This is a genomic window from Streptomyces sp. NPDC001530, assembly GCF_042894545.1.
Classification (GTDB): Bacteria; Actinomycetota; Actinomycetes; order Streptomycetales; family Streptomycetaceae; genus Streptomyces.
On sequence record NZ_JBIAVS010000002.1, the window covers coordinates 355,750 to 379,199 of the forward strand.

Here is a 23,450-nt window from a genome sequence, read left to right on the forward strand (position 1 = left end):
ACGCGGGTGGAGTGGTCGACGATAGGGGGTGGTGCACCACCGATCGACCACTGATCGTCCATCGATCGCCCTGCCGTCGTCGACTCCGAGAGACCACGCGTGCTCATACGACTCCTGCGTACTTACCTCAGTCCGTACAAGAAGCCCATAGCCCTGCTGGTGCTGCTGCAGTTTCTGCAGACCTGCGCCACGCTCTATCTGCCCACTCTCAACGCGCACATCATCGACAACGGTGTCGTGAAGGGGGACACGGGTTACATCCTGTCCTTCGGCGCCGTGATGATCGGTATTTCGCTGGCACAGGTGATCTGCAACATCGGGGCCGTCTACTACGGGGCGCGTACGGCTTCGGCGGTCGGACGGGACATCCGGGCCGCCGTCTTCGACCGCGTCCAGTCCTTCTCCGCGCGCGAGGTCGGCCACTTCGGGGCGCCCTCGCTGATCACCCGCACCACCAATGACGTCCAGCAGGTGCAGATGCTCGCCCTGATGACGTTCACCCTGCTGGTCTCGGCGCCGATCATGTGCGTGGGCGGCATCATCCTGGCCCTCGGCCTGGACGTGCCGCTGTCCGGGGTACTGGTCGGTGTGGTGCCGGTGCTGGGCATCAGCGTGACGCTGATCGTGCGGCGGCTGCGCCCGCTGTTCCGCACCATGCAGGTCCGCCTGGACACCGTGAACCGGGTGCTGCGCGAGCAGATCACCGGCAACCGCGTGATCCGCGCCTTCGTGCGCGACGACTACGAGAAGGGCCGCTTCAAGGGCTCGAACACCCAGCTGACCGAGACATCGCTGGCCACCGGCCGGATGCTCGCGCTGATGTTCCCGATCGTCATGACGGTGGTGAACCTGTCGTCCATCGCGGTGGTCTGGTTCGGCGCCCACCGCATCGACAGCGGCGGTATGCAGATCGGCGACCTGACCGCGTTCCTCGCCTACCTCATGCAGATCGTGATGTCCGTGATGATGGCCACCTTCATGTTCATGATGGTGCCGCGCGCGGAGGTCTGCGCCGAGCGCATCCAGGAGGTCCTGGGCACGGACAGCAGCGTGGTCCCGCCGACCGCGCCCGTCGTCGAACTGCGGCGCCACGGCCATCTGGAGATCCGCGGGGCGGGGTTCCGCTACCCGGGCGCCGAGGAGCCGGTGCTGAAGGCCATCGACCTGGTGGCGCGGCCCGGCGAGGTGACCGCCGTGATCGGATCCACCGGCAGCGGCAAGTCGACGCTGCTCGGCCTGGTCCCCCGCCTCTTCGACGCCACCGACGGCGAGGTGCTGGTGGACGGCGTGGACGTCGCGACCATCGAGCCGAAGCTGCTGGCCAAGACGGTCGGACTGGTCCCGCAGAAGCCGTACCTGTTCGCGGGCACGGTGGCCACGAACCTGCGGTACGGCAATCCGGACGCGACCGACGAGGAGCTGTGGCACGCGCTGGAGGTGGCGCAGGCCAAGGGCTTCGTGAAGCAGCTCGAAAACGGCCTGGACTCACCGATCGCCCAGGGCGGTACGAATGTCTCGGGCGGCCAGCGCCAACGCCTGGCGATCGCCCGCACCCTCGTACAGCGCCCGGAGATCTACCTCTTCGACGACTCCTTCTCCGCACTCGACTACGCGACCGACGCGGCGCTCAGGGCGGCGCTCGCCGAGGAGACCGCCGAGGCGACCGTCGTGATCGTCGCCCAGCGGGTGTCGACCATCCGGGACGCCGACCGGATCGTGGTCCTCGACGAGGGCCGGGTCGTCGGCACCGGCAGGCACCGCGAACTGATGGCGGACAACGAGACCTACCGGGAGATCGTGCTCTCCCAGCTGACGGAAGCGGAGGCTGCCTGATGGCGGGGCCGATGGGGCGGATGATGGCCGGGGGCGGCCCCGATCAGCGATCGATGGATTTCAAGGGGTCCGGCAAACGGCTCCTCGCACAGTTCAAACCCGAGCGCAGCACCATGTACGCGATGCTGCTCGCCGTCGTCCTGAGCGTGGCCCTCTCCGTGGTCGGGCCGAAGATCCTCGGCCGGGCCACCGACCTGGTCTTCGCGGGCATCATCGGGCGGCAGATGCCGTCCGGTGCCACGAAGGCCGAAGTGCTCGAGTCCATGCGGGAGCGTGGCGAGGGCGGCGTGGCCGACATGCTCTCCGGTACGGACTTCACGCCGGGCAAGGGCATCGACTTCAACGCGGTCGGCGAGGTGCTCGGGCTCGCGCTCGTGGTGTTCGTGCTGGCCGGGCTGCTGATGGCCGTGGCGACGCGGCTGGTGAACCGGGCGGTCAACAAGACCGTGTACCGGCTGCGCGAGGACATCCAGGCGAAGCTGTCGCGGCTTCCGCTGTCGTACTTCGACAAGCGGCAGCGCGGTGAGGTGCTCAGCCGGGCGACCAACGACATCGACAACATCGGGCAGACGCTGCAGCAGTCGATGGGCCAGCTCATCAACTCCCTGCTGACCATCGTGGGCGTGCTCGCGATGATGTTCTGGGTCTCTCCGCTGCTCGCCCTGGTCGCGCTGGTGACGGTCCCGCTCTCCTTCTACGTCGCAACCCGCGTCGGCAAGCGGTCGCAGCCGCACTTCGTGCAGCAGTGGCGCACCACCGGCAAGCTCAACGCCCACATCGAGGAGATGTACACCGGGCACACACTGGTGAAGGTGTTCGGGCGGCAGGAGGAGTCGGCGGCTCAGTTCGCCGAGCAGAACGAGCAGTTGTACGAGGCCGGGTTCAAGGCGCAGTTCAACAGCGGGGTCATGCAGCCGCTGATGATGTTCGTGTCGAACCTGAACTATGTGCTGGTGGCGGTGGTCGGCGGACTGCGCGTCGCGTCGGGCTCCCTGTCGATCGGTGACGTGCAGGCCTTCATCCAGTACTCCCGCCAGTTCTCGATGCCGCTGACGCAGGTCGCGTCGATGGCGAACCTGGTCCAGTCGGGCGTCGCGTCGGCCGAGCGCGTCTTCGAACTCCTCGACGCCGACGAGCAGGAGGCCGACCCGGTGCCGGCGGCCCGTCCCGACGAGCTGCGCGGGCGGGTGGCGCTGGAGAACGTGTCCTTCCGCTACGACCCCGACAAGCCGCTGATCGAGGACCTGTCGCTGAAGGTGGAGCCCGGGCACACCGTGGCGATCGTCGGCCCGACCGGCGCCGGCAAGACGACGCTGGTGAACCTCCTGATGCGCTTCTACGAGGTCACGGGCGGGCGCATCGCTCTCGACGGCGTCGACATCGCGTCCATGTCCCGGGACGAACTCCGGGCCGGGATCGGGATGGTGCTCCAGGACACCTGGCTGTTCGGGGGCACGATCGCCGAGAACATCGCGTACGGGGCCTCGCGGGAGGTCACGCGCGGGGAGATCGAGGAGGCGGCGCGGGCGGCGCACGCGGACCGTTTCATCCGCACGCTGCCGGAGGGGTACGACACCGTGATCGACGACGAGGGGACGGGGGTCAGCGCGGGCGAGAAGCAGCTGATCACGATCGCTCGGGCGTTCCTGTCGGATCCGGTGATTCTGGTGCTCGACGAGGCGACGAGTTCTGTGGACACCCGTACCGAGGTGCTCATCCAGAAGGCGATGGCCAAGCTCGCGCATGGGCGGACGTCCTTCGTGATCGCCCACCGGCTGTCGACGATCCGCGATGCCGACACCATCCTGGTGATGGAGAACGGGGCGATCGTGGAGCAGGGCGCGCACGCGGACCTGCTCGCGGCGAACGGTCCCTACGCCCGCCTCTACAAGGCCCAGTTCGCCCAGGCGGTGGCCGAGGTGGACTGAGGGTTCTCGCCCCCCGCCCCCGCCCGTCCCGTCCCTGGGGCTCCGCCCCAGACCCCGTTCGCGCAGTTCCCCGCGCCCCTTCTTCAGGGGCGCGGGGAACTGCGCAATCTTTTAGCGGGGGTCTGGGGGCGCAGCCCCCAGGGACGGGAATGGGCAGGGGCGGAGGGGGCGAAAACAGCCCGCCTCAGTCCAAGTAGCCCCGCAGCTGGTCCGCGAAGGCGTGGTCCCGGAGCTTGTTCAGGGTCTTGGACTCGATCTGGCGGATGCGTTCGCGGGTGACGCCGAAGATGCGGCCTATCTCCTCCAGGGTCCGCGGACGCCCGTCCGCGAGCCCGTAGCGGAGCTGGACGACCTTGCGTTCACGCTCCCCGAGCGTGGAGAGGACCGCCTCCAGGTGCTCCCGGAGCAGGAGGAAGGCCGCCGACTCCACCGGACTCGTCGCGTCACCGTCCTCTATCAGGTCCCCGAGCGCCACGTCGTCCTCCTCCCCCACGGGGGCGTGGAGCGACACCGGTTCCTGGGCCAGGCGCAGGACTTCGCTGACGCGCTCGCTGGGAAGGTCGAGCTGCGCGGCGACTTCCTCGGGGGTCGGTTCGTAGCCGCGCTCCTGCAGCATGCGCCGCTGCACGCGGACGACCCGGTTGATCAACTCGACGACGTGCACCGGGACGCGGATCGTGCGGGCCTGGTCGGCCAGCGCACGCGACATGGCCTGCCGAATCCACCAGGTCGCGTACGTGGAGAACTTGTATCCGCGGGCGTAGTCGAATTTCTCGACGGCGCGGATCAGTCCGAGGTTTCCCTCCTGGACCAGGTCGAGCATGGTCAGCCCCCGCCCCACGTACCGCTTGGCGACGGAGACGACGAGCCGCAGGTTCGCCTCGATGAGCCGGCGCTTGGCCATACGGCCCATGACGACCAGCTTGTCCAGGTCGAGGGCGAGTTGGCTGTCCAGGTCGGGGGTGAGCCGGAGCTTCTCCTCGGCGAAGAGACCGGCCTCGACCCGGCGGGCGAGCTCGACCTCCTCGGCCGCGGTGAGCAGCGGAATGCGGCCGATCTCCCGCAGGTACTGGCGGAACAGGTCGGAGGAGGGGCCACCGGTGTCGGCGGTGCGGGACCGGGGCAGTTCGACGGGCTCGGGTGCCTCGGCTTCCACTTCCACTTCGGCGACTTCGGCGGCGCCGACCGGCGGCTCGCCCAGCTCGGGCGGCGGGCCCTCCGGCTCCGTCTCGGGGTGGTGCGCGACACGGCTCTGCGGGGGGACCGCCGTGACGACGTCGGTATCCGCTTCCGTGTCGATGCTGTTGTCGGTCTGGGTGAGGGTCTGGGTCTGCACGGGGGCGACCTCCAGGAATGTCGCTGCTGAGGCGTGCGGCAGCGGTACGTCGGGGATGGGGTCGACGGCCTCGCCGCTGTCCATCCCGTAGTCATTTAGCGGAACCGCGGGGATCGGGAACCCGTCGCGTTCGGGTCGGCCGCGCTCCGAGGACTCAGGCACCGGAACCCAGTGTGGAGTAAGACACATCGCCGCCACGAGGGGCGTGCGGTGACTTTTTGCGTCCGGTCCGTGACCGCGTGGTTATCTCGTCGTACGAGTGCGCAGCTCACCTGGTGCGAAACAGCTTGAAGGGTGTACGGGATTGGCATGTGCTCCTGGCGGGCGGCCGGAGCGGCGGCCCGCATATGCGGCTCGGAGGGCGGCCCGAGCGGCGGCCCGCGCGTATGCCTCGGAGGGCGGCCCGAGCAGCGGCTCGGAGGTGGCCGGAGCGGCGGTCCGCTCAGAGCGCCTCCGCGCCCCGCTCCCGCAACGCCTGCTCGTACTGCTGCAGCACCCACAACTCGTTCTGCACGGCGGCCAGCTGCGCCGGGTCGCCGTGGGCGCTCAGCCGGGCCAGGGAGCCCTGGACGTCCCGGATACGGCGGTCGACGGCGCGACGGCGGACCATCACGAGCTGGTCGCCCGCGTAGCTCTCGTCGACGGTCTTGCGCAGGATCGCCTCGACGGCCAGCTCCGTGACCATGGCGCGCACCGCGTCGTCCGGGGCGGCCTCACGAACCCGCACCAGATACTCCTGGGGGTCCTGGACGCCGTACTCCGCGCCGCCCGCCTCCATGATCGCCTGGCGTACGGCCGCGTACGGCGGGGCGGTGAACTCGTCGATCCCGTACGCGTCGAACGCCGGGGAGACCAACTCCGGGCGCTGGAGGGCGAGTTTGAGCAGCTCGCGCTCGGTGGCGAAGACGGGGTTGCGCAGGGTGAGCGCGGGGCCGCCGGTGGGTGCCTGGGTGGCGGCGTACGTCTGCTGGGGTCGGGGTCCGGTCGGTGCCGGCCCCTTGCCGCCACGGTCGCGGGCCCAACGGGCCAGCTGGGCCACCCGCTTGACCACGAACTGGGTGTCGAGGATGCCGAGCATGCCCGCGAGCTGCACGGCGACCTCGTGCTGTGCGCCGCTGTTCTTGATGCGGGCGACGATGGGCGCCGCCTCGTCGAGTGCGGCCGCACGCCCCGCCGGGGTCTCCAGGTCGTAGCGCAGGACGATCTGGCGCAGCGCGAACTCGAAGAGCGGTGTGCGGGGTTCGACCAGGTCGGCGACCGCCTCGTCGCCCTTGGCGAGGCGCAGCTCGCAGGGGTCCATGCCGTCCGGCGCGATGGCGATGTACGTCTCGGCGGCGAACTTCTGGTCGTCCTCGAAGGCGCGCAGGGCGGCCTTCTGGCCGGCCGCGTCGCCGTCGAAGGTGAAGATCACGCGCGCGGAGCCGTTGTCCATCAGCAGCCGGCGGAGGATCTTGATGTGGTCGCCGCCGAAGGCCGTACCGCAGGTGGCGATGGCGGTGGTGATGCCGGCCAGGTGGCAGGCCATGACATCTGTGTAGCCCTCGACCACGACCGCCCGGCTGCTCTTGGCGATCTCCTTCTTGGCGAGGTCGATGCCGTAGAGGACCTGGGACTTCTTGTAGATCGCCGTGTCCGGCGTGTTCAGATACTTCGGCCCGTTGTCCGCCTCGTACAGCTTTCGCGCGCCGAAGCCGACGACCTCGCCGCCGATGTCGCGGATCGGCCACATCAGGCGGCCGCGGAAGCGGTCGATGGGGCCGCGGCGGCCCTCCTGGGAGAGGCCGGAGAGGAGCAGCTCCTTGTCGGTGAAGCCCTTGCCGCGGAGGTAGCGGGTGAGGTGGTCCCAGCCCTGGGGGCTGTAGCCGACGCCGAAGTGGGCGGCCGCCGCTTGATCGAAGCCGCGCTCGGCGAGGAACGTGCGGCCCGTGTCCGCCTCGGGGCTGGTGTCGAGCTGCTCGATGTAGAACTGGGCGGCGATCTTGTGGGCCTCGACCAGGCGGATGCGCTCGCCGCGCTGGTGGGAGGGGTTGTACCCGCCCTCCTCGTACCGCAGCGTGATGCCTGCCTGGCCGGCGAGCCGCTCGACCGCCTCCGAGAAGGAGAGGTGGTCGACCTTCATCACGAACGTGATGGTGTCGCCGCCCTCCTGGCAGCCGAAGCAGTGGAAGAGTCCCTTGCTCGGGCTGACCTGGAAGGACGGGGACTTCTCGTCATGGAAGGGGCAGAGGCCCTTGAGGTTGCCGCCGCCCGCGTTGCGCAGCTGGAGGTACTCGGACACTACGGCGTCGATCGGGACCGCGTCCCGAACAGCCTTCACGTCCTCGTCGTTGATCCTTCCAGCCACGCGTGAATTCTACGGTGACGGACTGACATCCCTGTGCCTCGGTAGGGGCGCGGGGATGTGACATCCCCGGGCTCCGCCGCGGGCGCGAGCAACCACACACCCCGCACTCGCCGGACGCCCCAACCCCGCGGACGCCTAGGCGGACAGAGTCTCCAGCGGCACATGAGGATCGGCGAGAGCCTCCACATCCACCTGGGCCCGGGATCGGATCAACCGCTGGATCGGCTCCGTGACGTCCCACACATTCACGTTCATCCCGGCCAGCACCCGCCCGTCCTTCACCCAGAACGCGATGAACTGCCGCTTGCCCGCGTCTCCCCGGATCACCACCTGGTCGTACGAGCCCGGAGGCGCCCACCCCGAGTACTCCATGCCCACGTCGTACTGATCGGAGAAGAAGTACGGGACCCGGTCGTAGGTGACCTCGCGGCCGAGCATCGAGCGTGCCGCCGCCGGGCCGCCGTTGAGCGCGTTGGCCCAGTGCTCCACCCTCAGCCGGGTGTCGAACAGCGCATGCGGGAACGCGGCGACGTCACCGGCCGCGTAGATGTCGGGGTCGGAGGTGCGCAGCCGCTCGTCGACCGCGATGCCGCCGCCGTGCGCGCGGTCGGCGAGGGTGAGGCCCGCGGTCTCGGCGAGGGCGGTGCGCGGGGCGGCGCCGATCGCGGCGAGCACGTCGTGCGCGGGGTGTTCCTCGCCGTCGTCGGTGCGGGCGGCGAGCACCACGCCGTCCTGGCCGACGATCTCGGTGAGCCGGCGGCCGAAGTGGAAGCGGACGCCGTGCTCGCGGTGCAGCTCGGCGAAGAGCTGGCCGAGCTCGGGGCCGAGGACCGCGTGCAGCGGGGTCGGCTCGGGCTCGACGACGGTGACCTCGGCGCCGTACTCACGGGCCGCCGCCGCGACCTCCAGGCCGATCCAGCCGGCGCCCGCGATCACGATGTGTCCGTTGTCACGGCCGAGGGCGGTGAGGACGCCCTTCAGCCGCTCGGCGTGGGCGAGGCGGCGCAGATGGTGGACGCCCGCGAGGTCCGTGCCCGGGATGTCGAGTCGGCGCGGCTCCGCGCCTGTCGCGAGGAGCAGCTTGTCGTAGTGGACGAGGGTGCCGTCGTCGCCGAAGCGGACGGTCTTGGCGGTGCGGTCGATGGCGTCGACGGTCTGGCCGAGGTGCAGCTCGACGTCGTTCTGCGCGTACCACGCGGGTTCGTGCACGAAGACGCTGTCGCGCTCCTCCTTGCCGAGGAGATAGCCCTTGGACAGGGGCGGGCGTTCGTACGGGTGGTCGCGTTCGTCGCAGATCAGTATCACGCGGCCGGTGAAGCCCTCCGTTCGGAGCGTCTCGGCCGCCTTCGCGCCGGCGAGACCTCCTCCGACGATGACGAATGTCTGATCCGCGTCGACCACTTGATGCCTCCTCGTAAGGATGTCGCCACATGCGAGCGTCCCGCACGCAGCGTGATGCGGGAAGAGGGAGTGCCCCGATCAGGCCACGCAGGGTCACACTCCTCCGCTCCCATGGGAACGCGTGGTGAGCCTGAGGTGCAGGGAACGCGCCGAGGCGTCGGTGAGCGAAGCGATCTGGTCGACGATCACCCGCTTGCGGGCACGGTCGTCGATCGCCGTGTCGAACAGCGCCCGGAACTGCGGATCCAGGCCGTCGGGCGCGCGGGCCGTCAGCGCCTCCGCGAGTTCGGCGACGACGATCCGCTGGTCGGCGCGGAGCCGCTCCTGCTCGGCGCGCTGCATGACGTACCGGTCGGCGACGGCTTTGAGAACGGCGCACTCATGCCGGGCCTCACGAGGGACGACCAGTTCCGCCGCGTACCGGGTGAGCGGCCCGCTGCCGTACGTCGCGCGCGTGGCGCCCTCCGCCGCCAGGCAGAAGCGGCCGATGAGCTGGCTGGTGGCGTCCTTCAGCCGGGCCTGCGCGACGGCCGATCCGTCGTACCCGTGCGGCCACCACTCCTGGTCCAGGAGCCGGTCGAGGGCCTCGGACAACTCGGCGGGATCCGTGTCCGCGGGCACGTACCGCCCGATGGCGACGGCGAAGATCTCCTGGCGTTCGGGCTCGGCGTGCAGGCAGTTGGGGTCGATGTGGCCGGCGTGCAGACCGTCCTCGACGTCGTGCACCGAGTACGCCACGTCGTCCGACCAGTCCATGACCTGGGCCTCGAAGCACGTACGGCTGCCGGGGGCGCCCTTGCGGACCCAGTCGAAGACCGGCCGGTCGTCTTCGTAGACCCCGAATTTCGGCGACTTGGAGTCGGCGGGGTGGGCGCCGCGCGGCCACGGGTACTTGGTGGCGGCGTCGAGGGCGGCGCGGGTGAGGTTGAGCCCGACGCTGACGAGGTCGTCGCCCGCCGCGGCAGCGGCGGACGGCACAGCTTCGGAATGGACGAAGCGCTTGGGCTCGATACGGGTGAGGAGCCGCAGGGACTGGGCGTTGCCCTCGAATCCGCCGCAGTCCTCCGCGAACTCGTTCAGTGCCTGTTCGCCGTTGTGCCCGAAGGGCGGGTGCCCCAGGTCGTGCGAGAGGCAGGCCGCCTCGACGAGGTCGGGGTCGCAGCCGAGGGCGGCGCCCAGCTCACGGCCGACCTGGGCGCACTCCAGGGAGTGGGTCAGCCGCGTACGGGGGCTGGCGTCCCACACCTGGATGGGGGTCCCCCCTGTTCGAGCGAAGCCGAGAACTTGGGGGAGGGTGCCCGGGGTGACGACCTGGGTCTTGCCCGCGAGGCGTCGCAGGGCGGCGGAGTGCAGCACGCGCGCGCGGTCGCGCTGGAAGGCGGTGCGGCCAGGGCGTTTGTCGGGCTCGACGGCCCAGCGCTCGACGGCGGACCCGTCGTACCCGCCCTGCGCGGTGTGGTTCTCGTATGCCTTCGGTGCAGTGCCGTCCATGCCCCGACAGTAAACGCAGGCGGTGACAATCGGGTCGGAGGCGGTGGCGCCGAACGGGGTGGAGCCGTCGGGTTCAGGCCGAGGCCAGCGCACGCTCCGGGGAGGGCTCGGGGGTCGCGACGGCCTGGTCGTAGCGGTGCAGGACGAGTCGGGCCATCGCCGGGTGGTCGCCGAGCGGTTCGGCGGCGATCCAGGGGGCGGCTTCGGCGCATTGGGTGGCGAAGCGGCCGGGGGCGGTGAAGTACGAGGCGACGGCGACCCGGTGGCGGCCGCGGGCGGCGAGGGCGCGCAGGGCGGCGGGGACCGTGGGCGAGGCGGCGGAGGCGTACGCCGGGACGACGGGAACGCCGAGCCGTTCGGCGAGCAGCTGGGCGGTGCGGCGGGTGTCGACGGCCGCGTCGGGGTCGCGGGAGCCGGCCGCGGCGAGCACGACCGCGCTGGCGCGGCGGGCGGTGTCGCTCATCCTGGTCCGCCAGCCGGCCTCGACGAGCCGCGCGTACAGGGTCTCCACGAGCAGCGGGTGCGGGCCGAGCGGGGCGGCGACGCGGGTGGCCACGTTCGGCGCGGCGGCCGCGGCTTCGGGGATGTCGTGCTTGACGTGGTAGCCGCGGCTGAGCAGCAGCGGTACGAGGACGGCCTGGCCGCTGTCGAGTGAGGCGAGGGTGTCGGGCAGCAGGGGCTCGTTCAGCTCGATGTGACCCAGGCGCACGGACAGGTGGGGGCGCAGCTCACGGATCCGCTCCATCAGCGTGCGCACGGTGCTCAGCGCGCGCGGGTCGCGGCTGCCGTGCGCCACGAGGACGAGCGCGGGCGCCGCGGGGCGGCGGGTGCCATTGAGCGAGACGAGGCTGAGCTGGCTGCCGAGCTGGCTGGTGATCCGGTTCATGAGTTGCGCCGTACTGTCGAGGTGACTGTCTGGGTGGGCGCCACGTGGCGGCGGGCCGCCGGGGCGGTACAGGGACTCGTCGCGAGGAGGGTTCGACGCCGTCATGGAGCGATCCTGACGGCCGCAGGTTGCCAGGTCGTTGCGCGGGCATGACGGGTGTTTTCCGGGGGTTCACGAGGGGCCGCACGGGGTGTGTGAGCCTTCCTGACCTGCGACGACGGCTCCCCGAGTGAATCTGGTCACTCTTGCGGCCGCGAACCGGATCACCCCACGCCGCGTCCTCCATGGTCGAGGCCACCTGGGGAGGGGACCGTTCGATGCGCCGTCCGAAGCTACCGAAACCGCGCAGACCGCGCGTGCTGCGTCTGCCCCGTACGCGTACCGGACAGCGGCGCGCCGTGCAGGGGCTCATGCTGCTGTGTGTACTCGCGCTGCTGCCCGCGACCTGGATGTACGTGGTGACGGGCGACCGGCTGCGGACCACCGCCGACGCCCCGCGCACGGAGGTCGCGGTCGTCTTCGGCGCGGGCCTGTGGGACGGCGAGCCGTCGCCGTACCTCGCCCACCGCCTCGACGCGGCCGCGAAGCTGTACCGGGCCGGCCGGATCAAGGTCGTCCTCGTCACCGGCGACAACAGCCGCGAGGACTACGACGAGCCGGACGCGATGCGCGCGTACTTGACGAAGCGCGGCGTGCCGGACGGGCGGATCGTCAGCGACTACGCCGACTTCGACACCTGGGACTCCTGCGTCCGCGCGAAGAAGATCTTCGGCGTCGACCGGGCCGTACTGATCAGCCAGGGCTTCCACATCCGGCGGGCGGTCGCCCTGTGCCAGGCGGCGGGCGTCTCCTCGTACGGCATCGGCGTCGACGCCAAGCACGACGCCACCTGGTACTACGGGGGCACCCGCGAGATCTTCGCCGCGGGGAAGGCCGCGCTGGACGCGGTGTTCAAGCCGGATCCGCGGTTCCTGGGACCGAAGGAGCCGGGGGTCGCGCGGGCTTTGGCCGCGGACGGGAAGTGAGTACGGTCCCGCGGATGGAGATCACCGACCTGACCCCCGCGGAACGCCGCGTCTGGGAGGCCTTCCCGCGCGGCGAGGGAGTCGACCTGCGCGAGGGCACCGACGACCCCGCGGCCGGCGCGTCCTGGGGACCCGAGCGGACGGTCCGCGCCGAGGTGCTGCGGGCGCTGCTGATCGACGGGCCCGACCACGACGGCGAGATAGCCGGTCTGAAGCTGACGGGCGCGCGCATCACCGGGCAGCTGCACCTCATGTACGGGACGGTCGGGCACGCCGTGCGGCTGCGGTCCTGTTCTTTCGAACAGGCGCCGAACCTGTACGGGGCGCAGATCCGCGCCCTGGTGCTGAGCGACTCGGTCCTGCCCGGGCTCACCGCGGGCACACTCCGCGTCGACGGGGTGCTGCGGCTCAGCTGCTGCCGGATCACCGGCCCGGTGCGGCTCCAGGGGGCGCGGCTGTCCGGCGCGTTCTTCGTGAACGGGGCGGAGCTGGGGCGTGCGCCCGACGCTCCGGACACGCCGGGAACTCCCGATCACGAAGCGTCCGAGGAGCCGGTTCTCCAGCTCAACCACGCGGAGATCGGCACCGACGTGTGGGCCGTCGGCCTCGTCGCCCATGGTCAGGTCCGGCTGAACGGGGCCACTGTCGGTGGGCAGGTCAACCTGAACGACACCGAACTGCACGTGCCGCCCGGCGAGACCGCCCTGCACGCCGAGACCCTGTCGGCGCACCTCACGGCGGGCCGCGCCCGGCCGGGAGGTCCCCGTCCCGGCCGCGTAACGCTCCCCGCCCCGGTACGTAACACGCCCGACGCACGCTGAGGTGTATGAACACCACCGCGACGCCCACCCACTGCCCGTACTGCGCCCTGCAGTGCGGGATGAATCTGACGCCCGCGCCCGCCGGGGGCGTCGAGGTGACCGAGCGCGCGGACTTCCCGGTGAACCGGGGCGCGCTGTGCGGCAAGGGCCGTACCGCGCCCGAGCTGCTCTCGTCCCGGGTGCGGCTGACCTCCCCGCTGGTCCGCAACGCGGGCGTCCTGGAGCCCGCGACCTGGGACGAGGCCCTCGACCGGATCGCCGAGGGGCTGTCCCGCACGCGCACGGAGCATGGCCCGGACGCGTGCGGGGTGTTCGGCGGGGGCGGACTGACGAACGAGAAGGCGTACGCCCTCGGAAAGTTCGCCCGCGTCGTCCTCGGCACCTCGCAGATCGACTACAACGGCCGCTTCTGCATGTCGTCCGCGGCGGCGGCCGGAATGAAGGCCTTCGGCCTCGACCGCGGGCTGCCCTTCCCCCTCGAGGACATCCCGCGGACCGGCTGTGTGATCCTCGTCGGCTCCAACCTCGCCGAGACGATGCCGCCCGCACTGCGCTACCTCACCGAGCTGAAGGAGAACGGCGGCACGCTGATCGTCATCGACCCGCGCCGCACCCGGACGGCCGAGCAGGCGGACCTGCATCTGGCGCCGCGTCCGGGTACGGACCTGGCGCTCGCGCTGGGGCTGCTCCACCTGATCGTCGCGGAGGGGCGTACCGACGAGGAGTACATCCGGGCCCGTACGAACGGCTGGGAAGAGGCGCGGGCGGCGGCCATGGCGCACTGGCCGGAGTACGTGGAGCGGATCACGGGGGTGTCCGTTCCTCAACTCCGGGAAGCCGTACGGCTGTTCTGCGAGCCGGAGGCCGCCATGGTGCTCACCGCGCGCGGCCCCGAGCAGCAGTCCAAGGGCACGGACACCGTGGGCGCGTGGATCAACCTCTGTCTGGCTACGGGCCGTGCGGGCCGTCCGCTGTCCGGGTACGGCTGCCTCACCGGGCAGGGCAACGGGCAGGGCGGTCGCGAACACGGCCAGAAGGCCGACCAGTTGCCCGGCTACCGCAAGCTCACGGACCCGGCGGCGCGGGCCCATGTGGCCGAGGTGTGGGGCGTGGACCCGGACTCGCTGCCGGGGCCCGGGCGCAGTGCGTACGAACTCCTCGACGCGATGGGGACGGACATCCGCTCCCTGCTGCTGATGGGCTCCAATCCGGTGGTGTCCGCGCCGCGTGCCGCGCACATCGAGGAACGCCTGAAGTCCCTGGACTTCCTCGCGGTCGCCGACGTCGTCCTCTCCGAGACGGCCGCCCTCGCGGACGTCGTCCTGCCGGTCACGCAGTGGGCCGAGGAGATGGGCACGACGACGAACCTGGAGGGGCGGGTGCTGCTGCGCCGCCAGGCGATCACCCCGCCGGAAGGGGTACACAGCGACCTGCACGTCCTGCACGAAATCGCCGCCCGGCTGGGCGTGGAGAAGGGCTTCCCCACGGACCCGGAGGAGGTCTTCGAGGAGCTGCGCAGGGCGAGCGCCGGCGGCGCGGCGGACTACTCCGGGATCACCTACCGGCGACTGGCGGAGGAGAACGGGGTGTTCTGGCCGTGCCCGGCACCGGCCGACGCGGCGGGCTTCGGCGACTGCGAGGACGCTTCGCTGGACGTGGGTCCGGACGATCCGGCCGGGGACGGCTCGCTGGACGTGGATTCGGACGACCCGGCCGGGGACGGCTCGCTGGACGTGCTCCGTGGTGACCTGGCTGAGGGCGCCTCGCTGGGCGTGGTCGCGGACGCCCCGGCCGAGGACGGCTTCCCGGGCGGTGTCCACCCGGGCACGCCTCGCCTCTTCCTCGACCGTTTCGCCACTCCGGACGGCCGGGCGTGCTTCGTCCCGGTGTCCCATCGGGCGGCGGCCGAGGAGCCGGACGACGAGTATCCGGTCCTGCTGACCACCGGGCGAGTGGTCGCGCAGTACCAGTCGGGTGCGCAGACGCGGCGGGTCGACGAGCTGAACGCCGCGGCGCCCGGGCCGTTCGTGGAGATGCATCCGCGGCTGGCCGAGCGGCTCGGCGCGGCGGACGGGGACGCGGTGGCCGTGGTGTCACGGCGCGGGCGGGCCGTCGCACCGGCCCGGATCACGACCACCATCCGCCCCGACACCGTGTTCATGCCCTTCCACTGGCCGGGCGAGGGCCGGGCCAACACCCTCACCAACCCGGCCCTGGACCCGACCTCGCGGATGCCGGAGTTCAAGACGTGCGCGGTGCGGGTGGAGGCGGTGAAGTAGGGGTATCGGTCGGGGTGTTGGCATCCGGTCCCGCGGCGTCGCCGTGGGGCGGGACGCCCTGGTCCCGCGGCGTCGCCGCGGGACAGGACGCGCAGGCCGCCCCGGGGGGATCGCATGGCTCAGGAGTCCGGCTACCGCTGGGGGCATTCGGAGCTCACCGCCGACTTCGATCTCGACGATGACACCCCTCGGCTGATCCGGCTGGCACGCCCGGGCGACCAGGACGTCAAGGTCGCCGTCGAGGCCGCGCTGCCGCTGGTCGACGTGACCCTGTTCGGCGCGGGCACCGGCTGGTCCGGGCCGCGCTTCACGGGTACGGCGCTCGGGCCTCGCCTGAGGTACCGCGCCCACCACGCGACGTACGGCGACGGCTGGCACCATCTGACCATCGAACTCCAGGATCCCGCAGGCCAGTTGGCCGTGCTCGTCGAGTACTCCTCGCCGGACGGCGTGCCGGTGCTGCGCTCCCGCGTCCGGCTGCGCAACGACGCGGACACGCCCGTCACCGTGCGCTCGGTGAGCAGTCTGCTGCTGGGCGCCCTGCCCTCCCCGGACGTGCTCGACGTGCACCGGGCGCGCAACGACTGGCTCGCCGAATGTCGTTGGTACGGGGAGGAGTTGCGGGAGTCGGTGCCCGACGTCGGGCGGGAGTTTCACGAACACGACGGGCGGGCCGGTATGCGGCTCGCCGGGCGCGGCAGCTGGCCGACCGACGGGCATCTGCCGATGGGCGCGTTCACCGACCGCACGGACGGGTGCTGTCTGCTGTGGCAGATCGAGTCCGCCGCGAGCTGGCTGTGGGAGACGGGCGAGGCGGACCACCACACGTATCTGTCCCTGAGCGGGCCGACAGCGGACGACCACCGGTGGCGCCAAGTCCTCGGCCCCGGTGAGGAGTTCGCCTCGGAGTATGCGGCCCTCGCCCTCGGCGACGGCTTCGACGGAGCGCTGGCCGCGCTGACCTCGTACCGCCGTCTCGTACGCCGCCCGCACCCGGACCACGAGCGCCTCCCCGTCGTCTTCAACGACTACATGAACACGCTGATGGGCGACCCGACGACGGAGAAGCTGCTGCCGCTCGTCGACGCGGCGGCCGAGGCGGGCGCGGAGTACTTCTGCGTCGACGCCGGGTGGTACGACGACGAGGCCGGGGACGGTGCCGAGTCCGGGATGGGCTGGTGGGACAGCGTCGGCGCCTGGCTGCCGTCGCCCCGGCGCTTCCCCGGCGGCTTCGAGGCCGTGCTCGACCGCATCCGCGAGCGCGGGATGGTGCCGGGGCTGTGGCTGGAGCCGGAGGTGGTCGGGGTGCGCAGCCCGGTCGCGCGCGAGCTGCCCGACGGGGCGTTCCTGCGGTACGAGGGTGGCGTGCGGGTCACCGAACAGGGGCGCCACCAGCTGGACTTGACCCATCCGGCGGCCCGCGCCCACCTCGACGAGACGGTCGACCGCCTCGTCGGCGACCTGGGCGTGGGCTATCTCAAGCTCGACTACAACATCACCACGTCGGCACCCGGGCACCTCGCCCACTCCCGCGCCTGGCTGGCCTGGCTCTCGTCCGTCCTGGACCGCCATCCCGGCCTGGTCCTGGAGAACTGCGCCTCGGGCGGCCTGCGCATGGACGGCGCGTCCCTCGCCGTCACCCAGCTCCAGTCCACCTCCGACCAGCAGGACCCCCTGCGCTACCCGCCAATCGCGGCCGCCGCCCCCACGGCGGTGCCGCCGGAGCAGGGTGCCGTGTGGGCCTACCCGCAACCGGAGTTCACCGACCCCGAGATCGCCTTCACCCTCGGCTCCGCACTGCTCGGCCGCATCCACCTCTCCGGCCACCTCGACCGCATGACACCCAGTCAGCTCACGCTGGTACGGGACGCGGTGGCGACGTACAAGTCGATACGCGGAGATCTGCCCACCGCGCTGCCCTTCTGGCCCCTGGGGCTGCCCGGCTGGACGGACGACTGGATCGCCCTGGGGTTGCGGGCGCCGTTCGCGGGGGCGACGTATGTACTGGTGTGGCGGAGGGGCGGGGACACCGCCGAACGGGTGTTGCCCGTACCGCACTTGACGGGACTGGACGACGTACGGGTGGAGGTGCTGCACCCCTCGACGCCGGGGGGTTCGGCGGAGTGGGCCGGGGCGGGGGTACGGGTGCGGTTGGGCGAGGCTCCGGCGGTGGTGTTGCTCCGGGTGACGTCGTAGCCGTCATAGCTGTGGGCGGGTACCCACACCCCCACCTCACCCGCCCGACCGCCACTCCCCACCCTCGATGAGCTTCCCCCGGCCCCGCAGCCGGCCGGCAACGGCGGGCGCGGCCACGTACACCCAGGCCCGTACGACCCTCCCCTCCCCGCACATCACGTCCCGCGCCACGCGCTCGTACAGGTTGCGCGGGTCCCCCGGCACGTACTCCTCCAGCCGGTCGAGCGCCGCGAGCAACTCCCCGTACGCCTCGGGCAACGCCGTGACCAGCTCCCCGCACACGACACCCCCGGGCTCCTCCACCGCGTACGGATACCCGGGCCCCTCGTACAGCACGATCCCCCGCATCCGCCCCGGCACCTCGGACCGCGTCCGCCCCCGCAGGAACAGATCGTGATTGCGCTCGCCGGGGCGCAGGGTGCCGTAGACGAAAAAGGGCAGTTCGACCTCGCTCAAGAAGCGGTCTCCTCCTCTGCGGCATCGGTCGTGGTCAGGACGGTAGGCCAGTCAGCCGTGGCCGTGATCGACCTCCGTTCCGAGTCCTTCGCAGAAACGATTCTCACTCCCCACACACCCACACACATCCGCCAGTAAGCGCTATGGACATGCCATGTCATGGACCTTTAAATCTGAGTCAACTCCCGCGCCGCCCCCACGCGCCCCAAGGCGCCTCCCCTAGGAGACCGATGAGTCGGATACGGCACATCCGAGGTTCCCGTTTCGCCACCGCCGGCATCGCCGCGACCAGTGCCACCCTGCTGGCCGCCGCGCTCACCCCCACCGCGGACGCGGCCGACCGGCCGAGCCGGGCCACCGCGATCCAGAACGCGACGTCCGCGCTGGTGAACCAGGCCGCACGGCTGGGCCTGACCTCCGCCGAGGACACCAGCGTCCGCGACGTCGTCGTCGACGCGGACGGCAGCCAGCATGTGCGCTATGACCGTACGTACCGTCAACTGCCTGTGCTGGGCGGCGACTTCGTGGTCCACCTGGCACCGAACGGCTCGTACCGCAGCGCCAACCGTGCCACCACACGCGCGATCTCGCTGACGAGCGTGACGCCCGAGCTGTCGGCGCCGAAGGCCTCGGATCTGGCGGTGAACGCCCTGCGTGCCGCGAACCTGGGCGAGACCCTGAAGAAGGTGACGGCCAAGCCACAGCTGGTCGTCGACGCCCTGCACGGGACACCGAAGCTCGCCTGGCGCACCGAGGCGGTGGCCCAGGACTCGCTGGGCAACCCGCTCGCCCGCACGGTGCTCACCGACGCCCGCACGGGCGCGCAGATCGACGCCTGGGACAGCATCGAGACGGCGACGGGCGACGGGAAGTCGCTGTACAGCGGCGCGGTCCCGCTGGAGACCACGCTGTCCGGATCGACGTACCAGCTCAAGGACCCGACGCGCGGCAACACCTACACGGGAGACGCCGCGAACAAGACGGACCTGTGCGTCCTCGGGATCTGCATCAGCCGCGCCCCCGCGACCCTCTTCACCGACGCGGACAACCACTGGGGCACCGGGGCGACTTCGGACCGTTCCTCGGCCGCCGTCGACGCGCAGTACGGCACGAACGAGACGTGGGACTACTACAAGAACGTCCACGGGCGCAGCGGTATCGCGGGCGACGGCAAGGGCTCGTACAACCGCGTGCACTACGGCAGCAACTACAACAACGCCTTCTGGGACGACAGTTGCTTCTGCATGACGTACGGCGACGGCGACGGGACGACGTTCGGACCGCTGGTCGCGCTGGACGTGGCGGGCCACGAGATGTCCCACGGCGTCACGTCGAAGACGGCGGCGCTGACCTACTCGGGCGAGTCCGGCGGGCTCAACGAGGCGACGTCGGACATCTTCGGCACGCTGGTGGAGTGGTACGCGAACAACTCCTCCGACCTCGGTGACTACTTGATCGGCGAGAAGATCGTCCGCTCCGGCTTCGGCAAGCCGGCCCTCCGCTTCATGGACAAGCCGTCGAGGGACGGCAACTCGGCGGACTGCTGGAGCAGTTCGGTGGGGAATCTCGACGTCCACTACTCCTCGGGCGTCGCGAACCACTTCGCGTACCTGCTGGCGGAAGGCAGCGGCGCGAAGGCGATCAACGGCGTCAGCTACAACTCCCCCACGTGCAATGGCTCGACCGTCACGGGGATCGGCCGCGACAAGCTCGGCAAGATCTGGTACCGGGCGCTGACGGTCTACATGACATCCTCGACGAACTACGCGGCCGCCCGTACGGCCACCCTGAACGCGGCGAAGGACCTGTACGGCGCTGGCAGCACGGAGTACAACGCGGTGGCGGCGGCCTGGTCGGCGGTGTCGGTCGGCTGATCCGCCCGGCCGAACGACTCCGACTGTCTACCTGTCTGCGGTCGTCCAAGGGCAGGCGCCCATCCCCACAGGATCGCCTGCCCGTGGACGCGCCGATAGGATCGCCTGCCCATGGGCGCACACGCAGGAAACGAAACGACCGCGGTCCCGCCGGTAGGGCCGACGATGGTCGCCGTCCCGCCGGGGCGGGTGACGCTGTCGGACCGGCGGACGCGGCGGAGTTGGCCGGTCGAGGTCGCGCCCTACGAGCTGGCGGCGTTCGCGGTCACACAGGAGCTGTACGCAAAGATCACCGGGCTGCGGCCGGGCGCTGTCCACGGGGACCGGTTGCCCGTCGAGGGCGTTTCCTGGTGGGACGCGGTCCTGTTCTGCAACGCGCTGTCGGAGCGTGACGGGTTCGTGCCCGCGTACCACCTCGACGGTGATGGTGAGCGGGTCGAGTGGGACGCGGCCGCCGACGGGTACCGGCTGCCGACCGAGGCCGAGTGGGAGCATGCCTGCCGCGCCGGCACGAGCGGGCCGCGGTACGGGCCGCTCGACGAGATCGCCTGGTACCGCGGCAACTCGCACGAGCGGATCCACGACGTGGGCGGCAAGCGGCCCAACCCGTGGGGCCTGCACGACATGCTCGGCAACGTCTGGGACTGGTGCTGGGACCTCTACGACCCCGAGGTCTACGGCAGTTACCGCGTGCTGCGCGGCGGCGGTTGGTTCGACGAGCACTGGAGCTGCCGCGCCTCCGCGCGCCGCCGCAGCCATCCGACCTTCCGGGTCGACGACGTGGGGTTCCGTGTGGCGCGGTCGCTCGCGCGCTGAATATGGGAAAGCCCGGGCCCGGTCAGGGGCGCGTTGGGGGGAGGGTAGGGGCGGAGGGGCGAAAGACCACCCCCCTATCCCCCGTACGGCCTCCTCCCCTTCGCCTCCCTCAACGCCACGGCCCACCAGCCCAGTTGATCCAGCATCACCTTCGCGGCAGCCGCCGGAGCGGCAGGGTCGCGCGGCTGCCCCTCCGCGTCGAACGCGGCACCCGCACCTTGGAAGGACACCGTGTCCCGCACCGTCACGGCGTGAAGTTCCGCGAAGACCTGGCGGAGGTGTTCGACGGCGCGGAGCCCGCCGGAGAGGCCGCCGTACGAGACGAGGGCGACGGGCTTGGCGCGCCACTCGGAGTAGTGCCAGTCGATGAGGTTCTTCAGGCCGGCGGGGAAGGAGTGGTTGTACTCGGGGGTGAGGACGACGAAGGCGTCGGCGGCGGCGAGGGCGGGCGTGACCTTCGCCAGCTCGGCGGCCACCGTGGGGGACGGCGAGGACGAGAGAGCCGTGGGGAGCTGGACCGAGGCGACGTCGACGACCTCGGCCTCGAAGTCGTCGCGTTCGCGGATCCGGGCGAGCACCCAGTCGGCGACGACGGGCCCGAAGCGCCCCTCGCGATTGCTGCCGACGACTACGGCGACCCGCACCGGGGCCTCGGACGCCTGAACGGAGATGGCGGGGACAGAGGCGGAGACGGTGGATTCAGCTGTGGCTGTCTTCATGTCGCACAGCCTCATACCTCAAGTTTTATTGAGGTCAAGCCGGACGGACCTCAAGCCGCACGGACCTCAAGCCGGACGGACCTCAAGCCGCACAGACCCCCACAAGGCACCCACAAGGCACCCACGCACCGCTCACGCGGACTCACGCAGCACCCGCGCGGCATCCCCTCTCCGCCACCCCGACACACCCCGAAACCCACCCCGGCACCGACTCCGGCACCGACTCCGCCACGCAGCCCGATCACCCGTTCACACCCCCGCCCCACCCCCTTCGGGTTCTTTTCCACGACCCCTCTGCCCTACGCCCGTGACCTGCTGAAATGTCACCGATCACCCTCCCCCTGCCGCCTCAGCTGACACCCATTCACATCATTTCTGACGCTCCTTCAGGAAGCGCGCGCGGCCATGTGCCACTTACCTCGGTAGAGCAGGGGCACGACCGACGCAGCGGCACTTGGGGGTGTCGCGGGCCGTGCCCCCTCGGAGGAGCAAGCACGATGCGACGTACCGCCCGTCTGCTGACCGGTACCGCGCTCGCCGTCGCCGCCGCGGGCCTCGCCGGCGCGCCCGCCTACGGCGGGTCCACGGGGAGCCTGGAGGTGTTCCCCTCGACCGTCGTCCCGGGTACCGACGTCACCGTCAACACGGCGGCGTGCGGCACGGAGACGGCGACGGGCGACGCCAGCGCGGTGGGCGCGGGCACCTTCATGCTCGCCCCCAGCGCGCATGAGCACGACGCGATCGGCCAGTTCCGGGTGCCGCCGAGCGCGCAGCCGGGGACGTACGAGATCGTCGCGAAGTGCGGCGGCGGCCGGCAGGTGACGGGGGACCTGATCGTGACCCTGACGTCCACGCGCGACCAGATCCAACCGCGCGGACATGTGAATACGGGGGTCGGCGGCGCTCTGGGCCCCGACCCCGTGCAGACCGCGGCGGGAGTGGCGGCCCTGGCCGTCGCCGCCGCGGGCGGTACCTGGCTCCTGCATCGCCGGGCGAGAGGCGACGGGATCTGACGGACACCCTCCGCTGTCCGTCCACCGGTACCGCCGTCCCCTCCCCCTCCGTGGCCCGACGCCCCTCGCGGCCCGGAGGGGGAACGGGACCCCAGAAAGGAGCACCAGAGAGGAGGCTCACGTGCGGCGTCTGAGCAGGACGGGCAAGGCCTGCGACATCAGCATGGTCGGCAGGTCCGACAGGATCGGCAGGACCGACAGGACCGGCGAGTCCGGCAAGATCAGCAAGATCGGCAAGATCGGCAAGATCGGCCAGGCCGGTCATGTCGGCCCTGTCAGCCTCAGCCCTGTCAGTCGCGTCAGTCGCGTCGGCCACGCCGGCAACATCGCCATAGCCTCCGTCACCGCACTCGCGCTCTGCTCCGGCGCCTGGCTGCTGCGCAGCGGCGCCGATACCCACGCGCCGCCCCAGCCGTCCGCCGCGCAGGCCGCGTCACCCGGCGCCGGTGACCCCCGCTCCGCGGCACCCGCGCTGCCGCACTCCCCGCCCGAGCGCATCCGCATCCCCTCGATCGGCGTGAACGCCCCGCTGATGGGCCTCGGCCTCACCCCACAGGGCAGCCTGGACGTGCCGCCCCCCGAGAAGAAGAACCTCGCCGGCTGGTACGAGGCCGGCACCACCCCCGGCGAGCGGGGCACCGCCATCGTCGCCGGACACGTCGACAACGCCGACGGCCCCGCCGTCTTCTACGACCTCGGCGCCGTCAAGAAGGGCAGCACCATCGAGGTGGCGCGGCGCGACGAGAGCACGGCCGTCTTCACCGTCGACGCCGTCGAGGTGTACGAGGCCCGCGACTTCCCCGACGACAAGGTGTACGGCGCCGCCCCCCGCCCCGAACTCCGCGTCATCACCTGCGGCGGCGGCTACTCGAAGACGACGGGGTACCAGGGCAATGTCGTCGTCTTCGCCCACCTGACGGGGAGCCGCACCGGATGACCAGCGGCCGCCCTTCCCCGCGACAGACGTTTGCGGGAGCCTTACGCTGAAAAGGGCAGATCTTCCCCCGCCTTGAGTGTGGACACCTCCGGCCG

17 protein-coding genes are annotated in these 23,450 nt (G+C 71.2%); 10 read left to right on the forward strand and 7 right to left on the reverse strand.

Features of this window, described 5'->3' with window-relative positions:
- The first annotated feature begins 99 nt into the window (after positions 1-99).
- Complete coding sequence (locus tag ACFY0T_RS04495; RefSeq protein WP_388864508.1) at positions 100-1,833, forward strand: ABC transporter ATP-binding protein; 1,734 nt, start codon at positions 100-102, stop codon at positions 1,831-1,833.
- Entirely contained in the window at positions 1,833-3,761 is a 1,929-nt protein-coding gene (locus ACFY0T_RS04500; protein WP_388864509.1) for an ABC transporter ATP-binding protein, read from the forward strand. The genes ACFY0T_RS04495 and ACFY0T_RS04500 overlap by 1 nt, the downstream gene beginning before the upstream one ends.
- Positions 3,762-3,945: 184 nt before the next feature.
- On the opposite strand, the gene ACFY0T_RS04505 is transcribed toward ACFY0T_RS04500, so the two are convergent.
- The 5 genes from ACFY0T_RS04505 to ACFY0T_RS04525 form a co-directional block, all read right to left on the reverse strand.
- Positions 3,946-5,259, reverse strand: a complete 1,314-nt coding sequence (locus ACFY0T_RS04505) for an RNA polymerase sigma factor (RefSeq protein ID WP_388864510.1) — start codon at positions 5,257-5,259, stop codon at positions 3,946-3,948.
- Between the two features lie 280 nt (positions 5,260-5,539).
- Entirely contained in the window at positions 5,540-7,441 is a 1,902-nt protein-coding gene (dnaG, locus tag ACFY0T_RS04510; RefSeq protein WP_388864511.1) for a DNA primase, read from the reverse strand.
- A 135-nt stretch (positions 7,442-7,576) separates the two neighbouring features.
- Entirely contained in the window at positions 7,577-8,842 is a 1,266-nt protein-coding gene (locus tag ACFY0T_RS04515) for an NAD(P)/FAD-dependent oxidoreductase (RefSeq protein WP_388864512.1), read from the reverse strand.
- A 93-nt stretch (positions 8,843-8,935) separates the two neighbouring features.
- Entirely contained in the window at positions 8,936-10,333 is a 1,398-nt protein-coding gene (locus tag ACFY0T_RS04520; RefSeq protein WP_388864513.1) for a deoxyguanosinetriphosphate triphosphohydrolase, read from the reverse strand.
- Between the two features lie 73 nt (positions 10,334-10,406).
- On the reverse strand, positions 10,407-11,324 hold the full coding sequence (locus tag ACFY0T_RS04525; protein ID WP_388864514.1) for a sirohydrochlorin chelatase: 918 nt from the start codon (positions 11,322-11,324) through the stop codon (positions 10,407-10,409).
- Between the two features lie 212 nt (positions 11,325-11,536).
- On the opposite strand from ACFY0T_RS04525, the gene ACFY0T_RS04530 reads away from it, so the two are divergent.
- The 4 genes from ACFY0T_RS04530 (at position 11,537) to ACFY0T_RS04545 (ending at position 17,540) form a co-directional block, all read left to right on the forward strand.
- Positions 11,537-12,244, forward strand: coding sequence for a vancomycin high temperature exclusion protein (locus tag ACFY0T_RS04530; RefSeq protein ID WP_388864515.1), 708 nt, complete (start codon positions 11,537-11,539; stop codon positions 12,242-12,244).
- A gap of 14 nt (positions 12,245-12,258) precedes the next feature.
- The gene (locus ACFY0T_RS04535; RefSeq protein WP_388864516.1) at positions 12,259-13,065 is read left to right on the forward strand and encodes a hypothetical protein; all 807 of its coding nucleotides are present in this window, start codon (positions 12,259-12,261) and stop codon (positions 13,063-13,065) included.
- Positions 13,066-13,070: 5 nt separating this feature from the next.
- Positions 13,071-15,344 carry a molybdopterin oxidoreductase family protein gene (locus ACFY0T_RS04540; RefSeq protein ID WP_388864517.1) on the forward strand — a complete coding sequence of 758 codons (2,274 nt, stop codon included), beginning with the start codon at positions 13,071-13,073 and terminating at the stop codon, positions 15,342-15,344.
- A gap of 114 nt (positions 15,345-15,458) precedes the next feature.
- Positions 15,459-17,540 (forward strand): alpha-galactosidase, encoded by a 2,082-nt coding sequence (locus ACFY0T_RS04545; protein ID WP_388864518.1) that lies wholly within the window; start codon positions 15,459-15,461, stop codon positions 17,538-17,540.
- Between the two features lie 36 nt (positions 17,541-17,576).
- Here the strand turns inward: ACFY0T_RS04545 and ACFY0T_RS04550 are convergent, their stop codons facing one another.
- Positions 17,577-17,996, reverse strand: coding sequence for a gamma-glutamylcyclotransferase family protein (locus ACFY0T_RS04550; protein WP_388864519.1), 420 nt, complete (start codon positions 17,994-17,996; stop codon positions 17,577-17,579).
- Positions 17,997-18,226: 230 nt separating this feature from the next.
- Here ACFY0T_RS04550 and ACFY0T_RS04555 point away from each other — a divergent pair, with 230 nt between their 5' ends.
- Complete coding sequence (locus ACFY0T_RS04555; RefSeq protein WP_388864520.1) at positions 18,227-19,870, forward strand: M4 family metallopeptidase; 1,644 nt, start codon at positions 18,227-18,229, stop codon at positions 19,868-19,870.
- Between the two features lie 111 nt (positions 19,871-19,981).
- A complete protein-coding gene (locus tag ACFY0T_RS04560; protein ID WP_388864521.1) occupies positions 19,982-20,686 on the forward strand; it encodes a formylglycine-generating enzyme family protein in 705 nt (234 codons plus the stop codon).
- 74 nt (positions 20,687-20,760) lie between these two features.
- On the opposite strand, the gene ACFY0T_RS04565 is transcribed toward ACFY0T_RS04560, so the two are convergent.
- Positions 20,761-21,405 carry an NADPH-dependent FMN reductase gene (locus ACFY0T_RS04565; protein ID WP_388864522.1) on the reverse strand — a complete coding sequence of 215 codons (645 nt, stop codon included), beginning with the start codon at positions 21,403-21,405 and terminating at the stop codon, positions 20,761-20,763.
- A gap of 497 nt (positions 21,406-21,902) precedes the next feature.
- On the opposite strand from ACFY0T_RS04565, the gene ACFY0T_RS04570 reads away from it, so the two are divergent.
- Positions 21,903-22,418 (forward strand): hypothetical protein, encoded by a 516-nt coding sequence (locus ACFY0T_RS04570; protein ID WP_388864523.1) that lies wholly within the window; start codon positions 21,903-21,905, stop codon positions 22,416-22,418.
- Positions 22,419-22,743: 325 nt separating this feature from the next.
- Positions 22,744-23,355 (forward strand): class F sortase, encoded by a 612-nt coding sequence (locus ACFY0T_RS04575; RefSeq protein ID WP_388864749.1) that lies wholly within the window; start codon positions 22,744-22,746, stop codon positions 23,353-23,355.
- Positions 23,356-23,450 lie beyond the last annotated feature (95 nt).

Coding starts and splice junctions, on each gene's coding strand:
- ACFY0T_RS04500 (WP_388864509.1), top strand. CDS start 1,833: ATGGCGGGGCCGATGGGGCGGATGATGGCCGGGGGCGGCCCCGATCAG.
- ACFY0T_RS04520 (WP_388864513.1), bottom strand. CDS start 10,333: ATGGACGGCACTGCACCGAAGGCATACGAGAACCACACCGCGCAGGGC.
- ACFY0T_RS04525 (WP_388864514.1), bottom strand. CDS start 11,324: ATGACGGCGTCGAACCCTCCTCGCGACGAGTCCCTGTACCGCCCCGGC.
- ACFY0T_RS04530 (WP_388864515.1), top strand. CDS start 11,537: ATGCGCCGTCCGAAGCTACCGAAACCGCGCAGACCGCGCGTGCTGCGT.
- ACFY0T_RS04535 (WP_388864516.1), top strand. CDS start 12,259: ATGGAGATCACCGACCTGACCCCCGCGGAACGCCGCGTCTGGGAGGCC.
- ACFY0T_RS04540 (WP_388864517.1), top strand. CDS start 13,071: ATGAACACCACCGCGACGCCCACCCACTGCCCGTACTGCGCCCTGCAG.
- ACFY0T_RS04545 (WP_388864518.1), top strand. CDS start 15,459: ATGGCTCAGGAGTCCGGCTACCGCTGGGGGCATTCGGAGCTCACCGCC.
- ACFY0T_RS04555 (WP_388864520.1), top strand. CDS start 18,227: ATGAGTCGGATACGGCACATCCGAGGTTCCCGTTTCGCCACCGCCGGC.
- ACFY0T_RS04560 (WP_388864521.1), top strand. CDS start 19,982: ATGGGCGCACACGCAGGAAACGAAACGACCGCGGTCCCGCCGGTAGGG.
- ACFY0T_RS04565 (WP_388864522.1), bottom strand. CDS start 21,405: ATGAAGACAGCCACAGCTGAATCCACCGTCTCCGCCTCTGTCCCCGCC.
- ACFY0T_RS04570 (WP_388864523.1), top strand. CDS start 21,903: ATGCGACGTACCGCCCGTCTGCTGACCGGTACCGCGCTCGCCGTCGCC.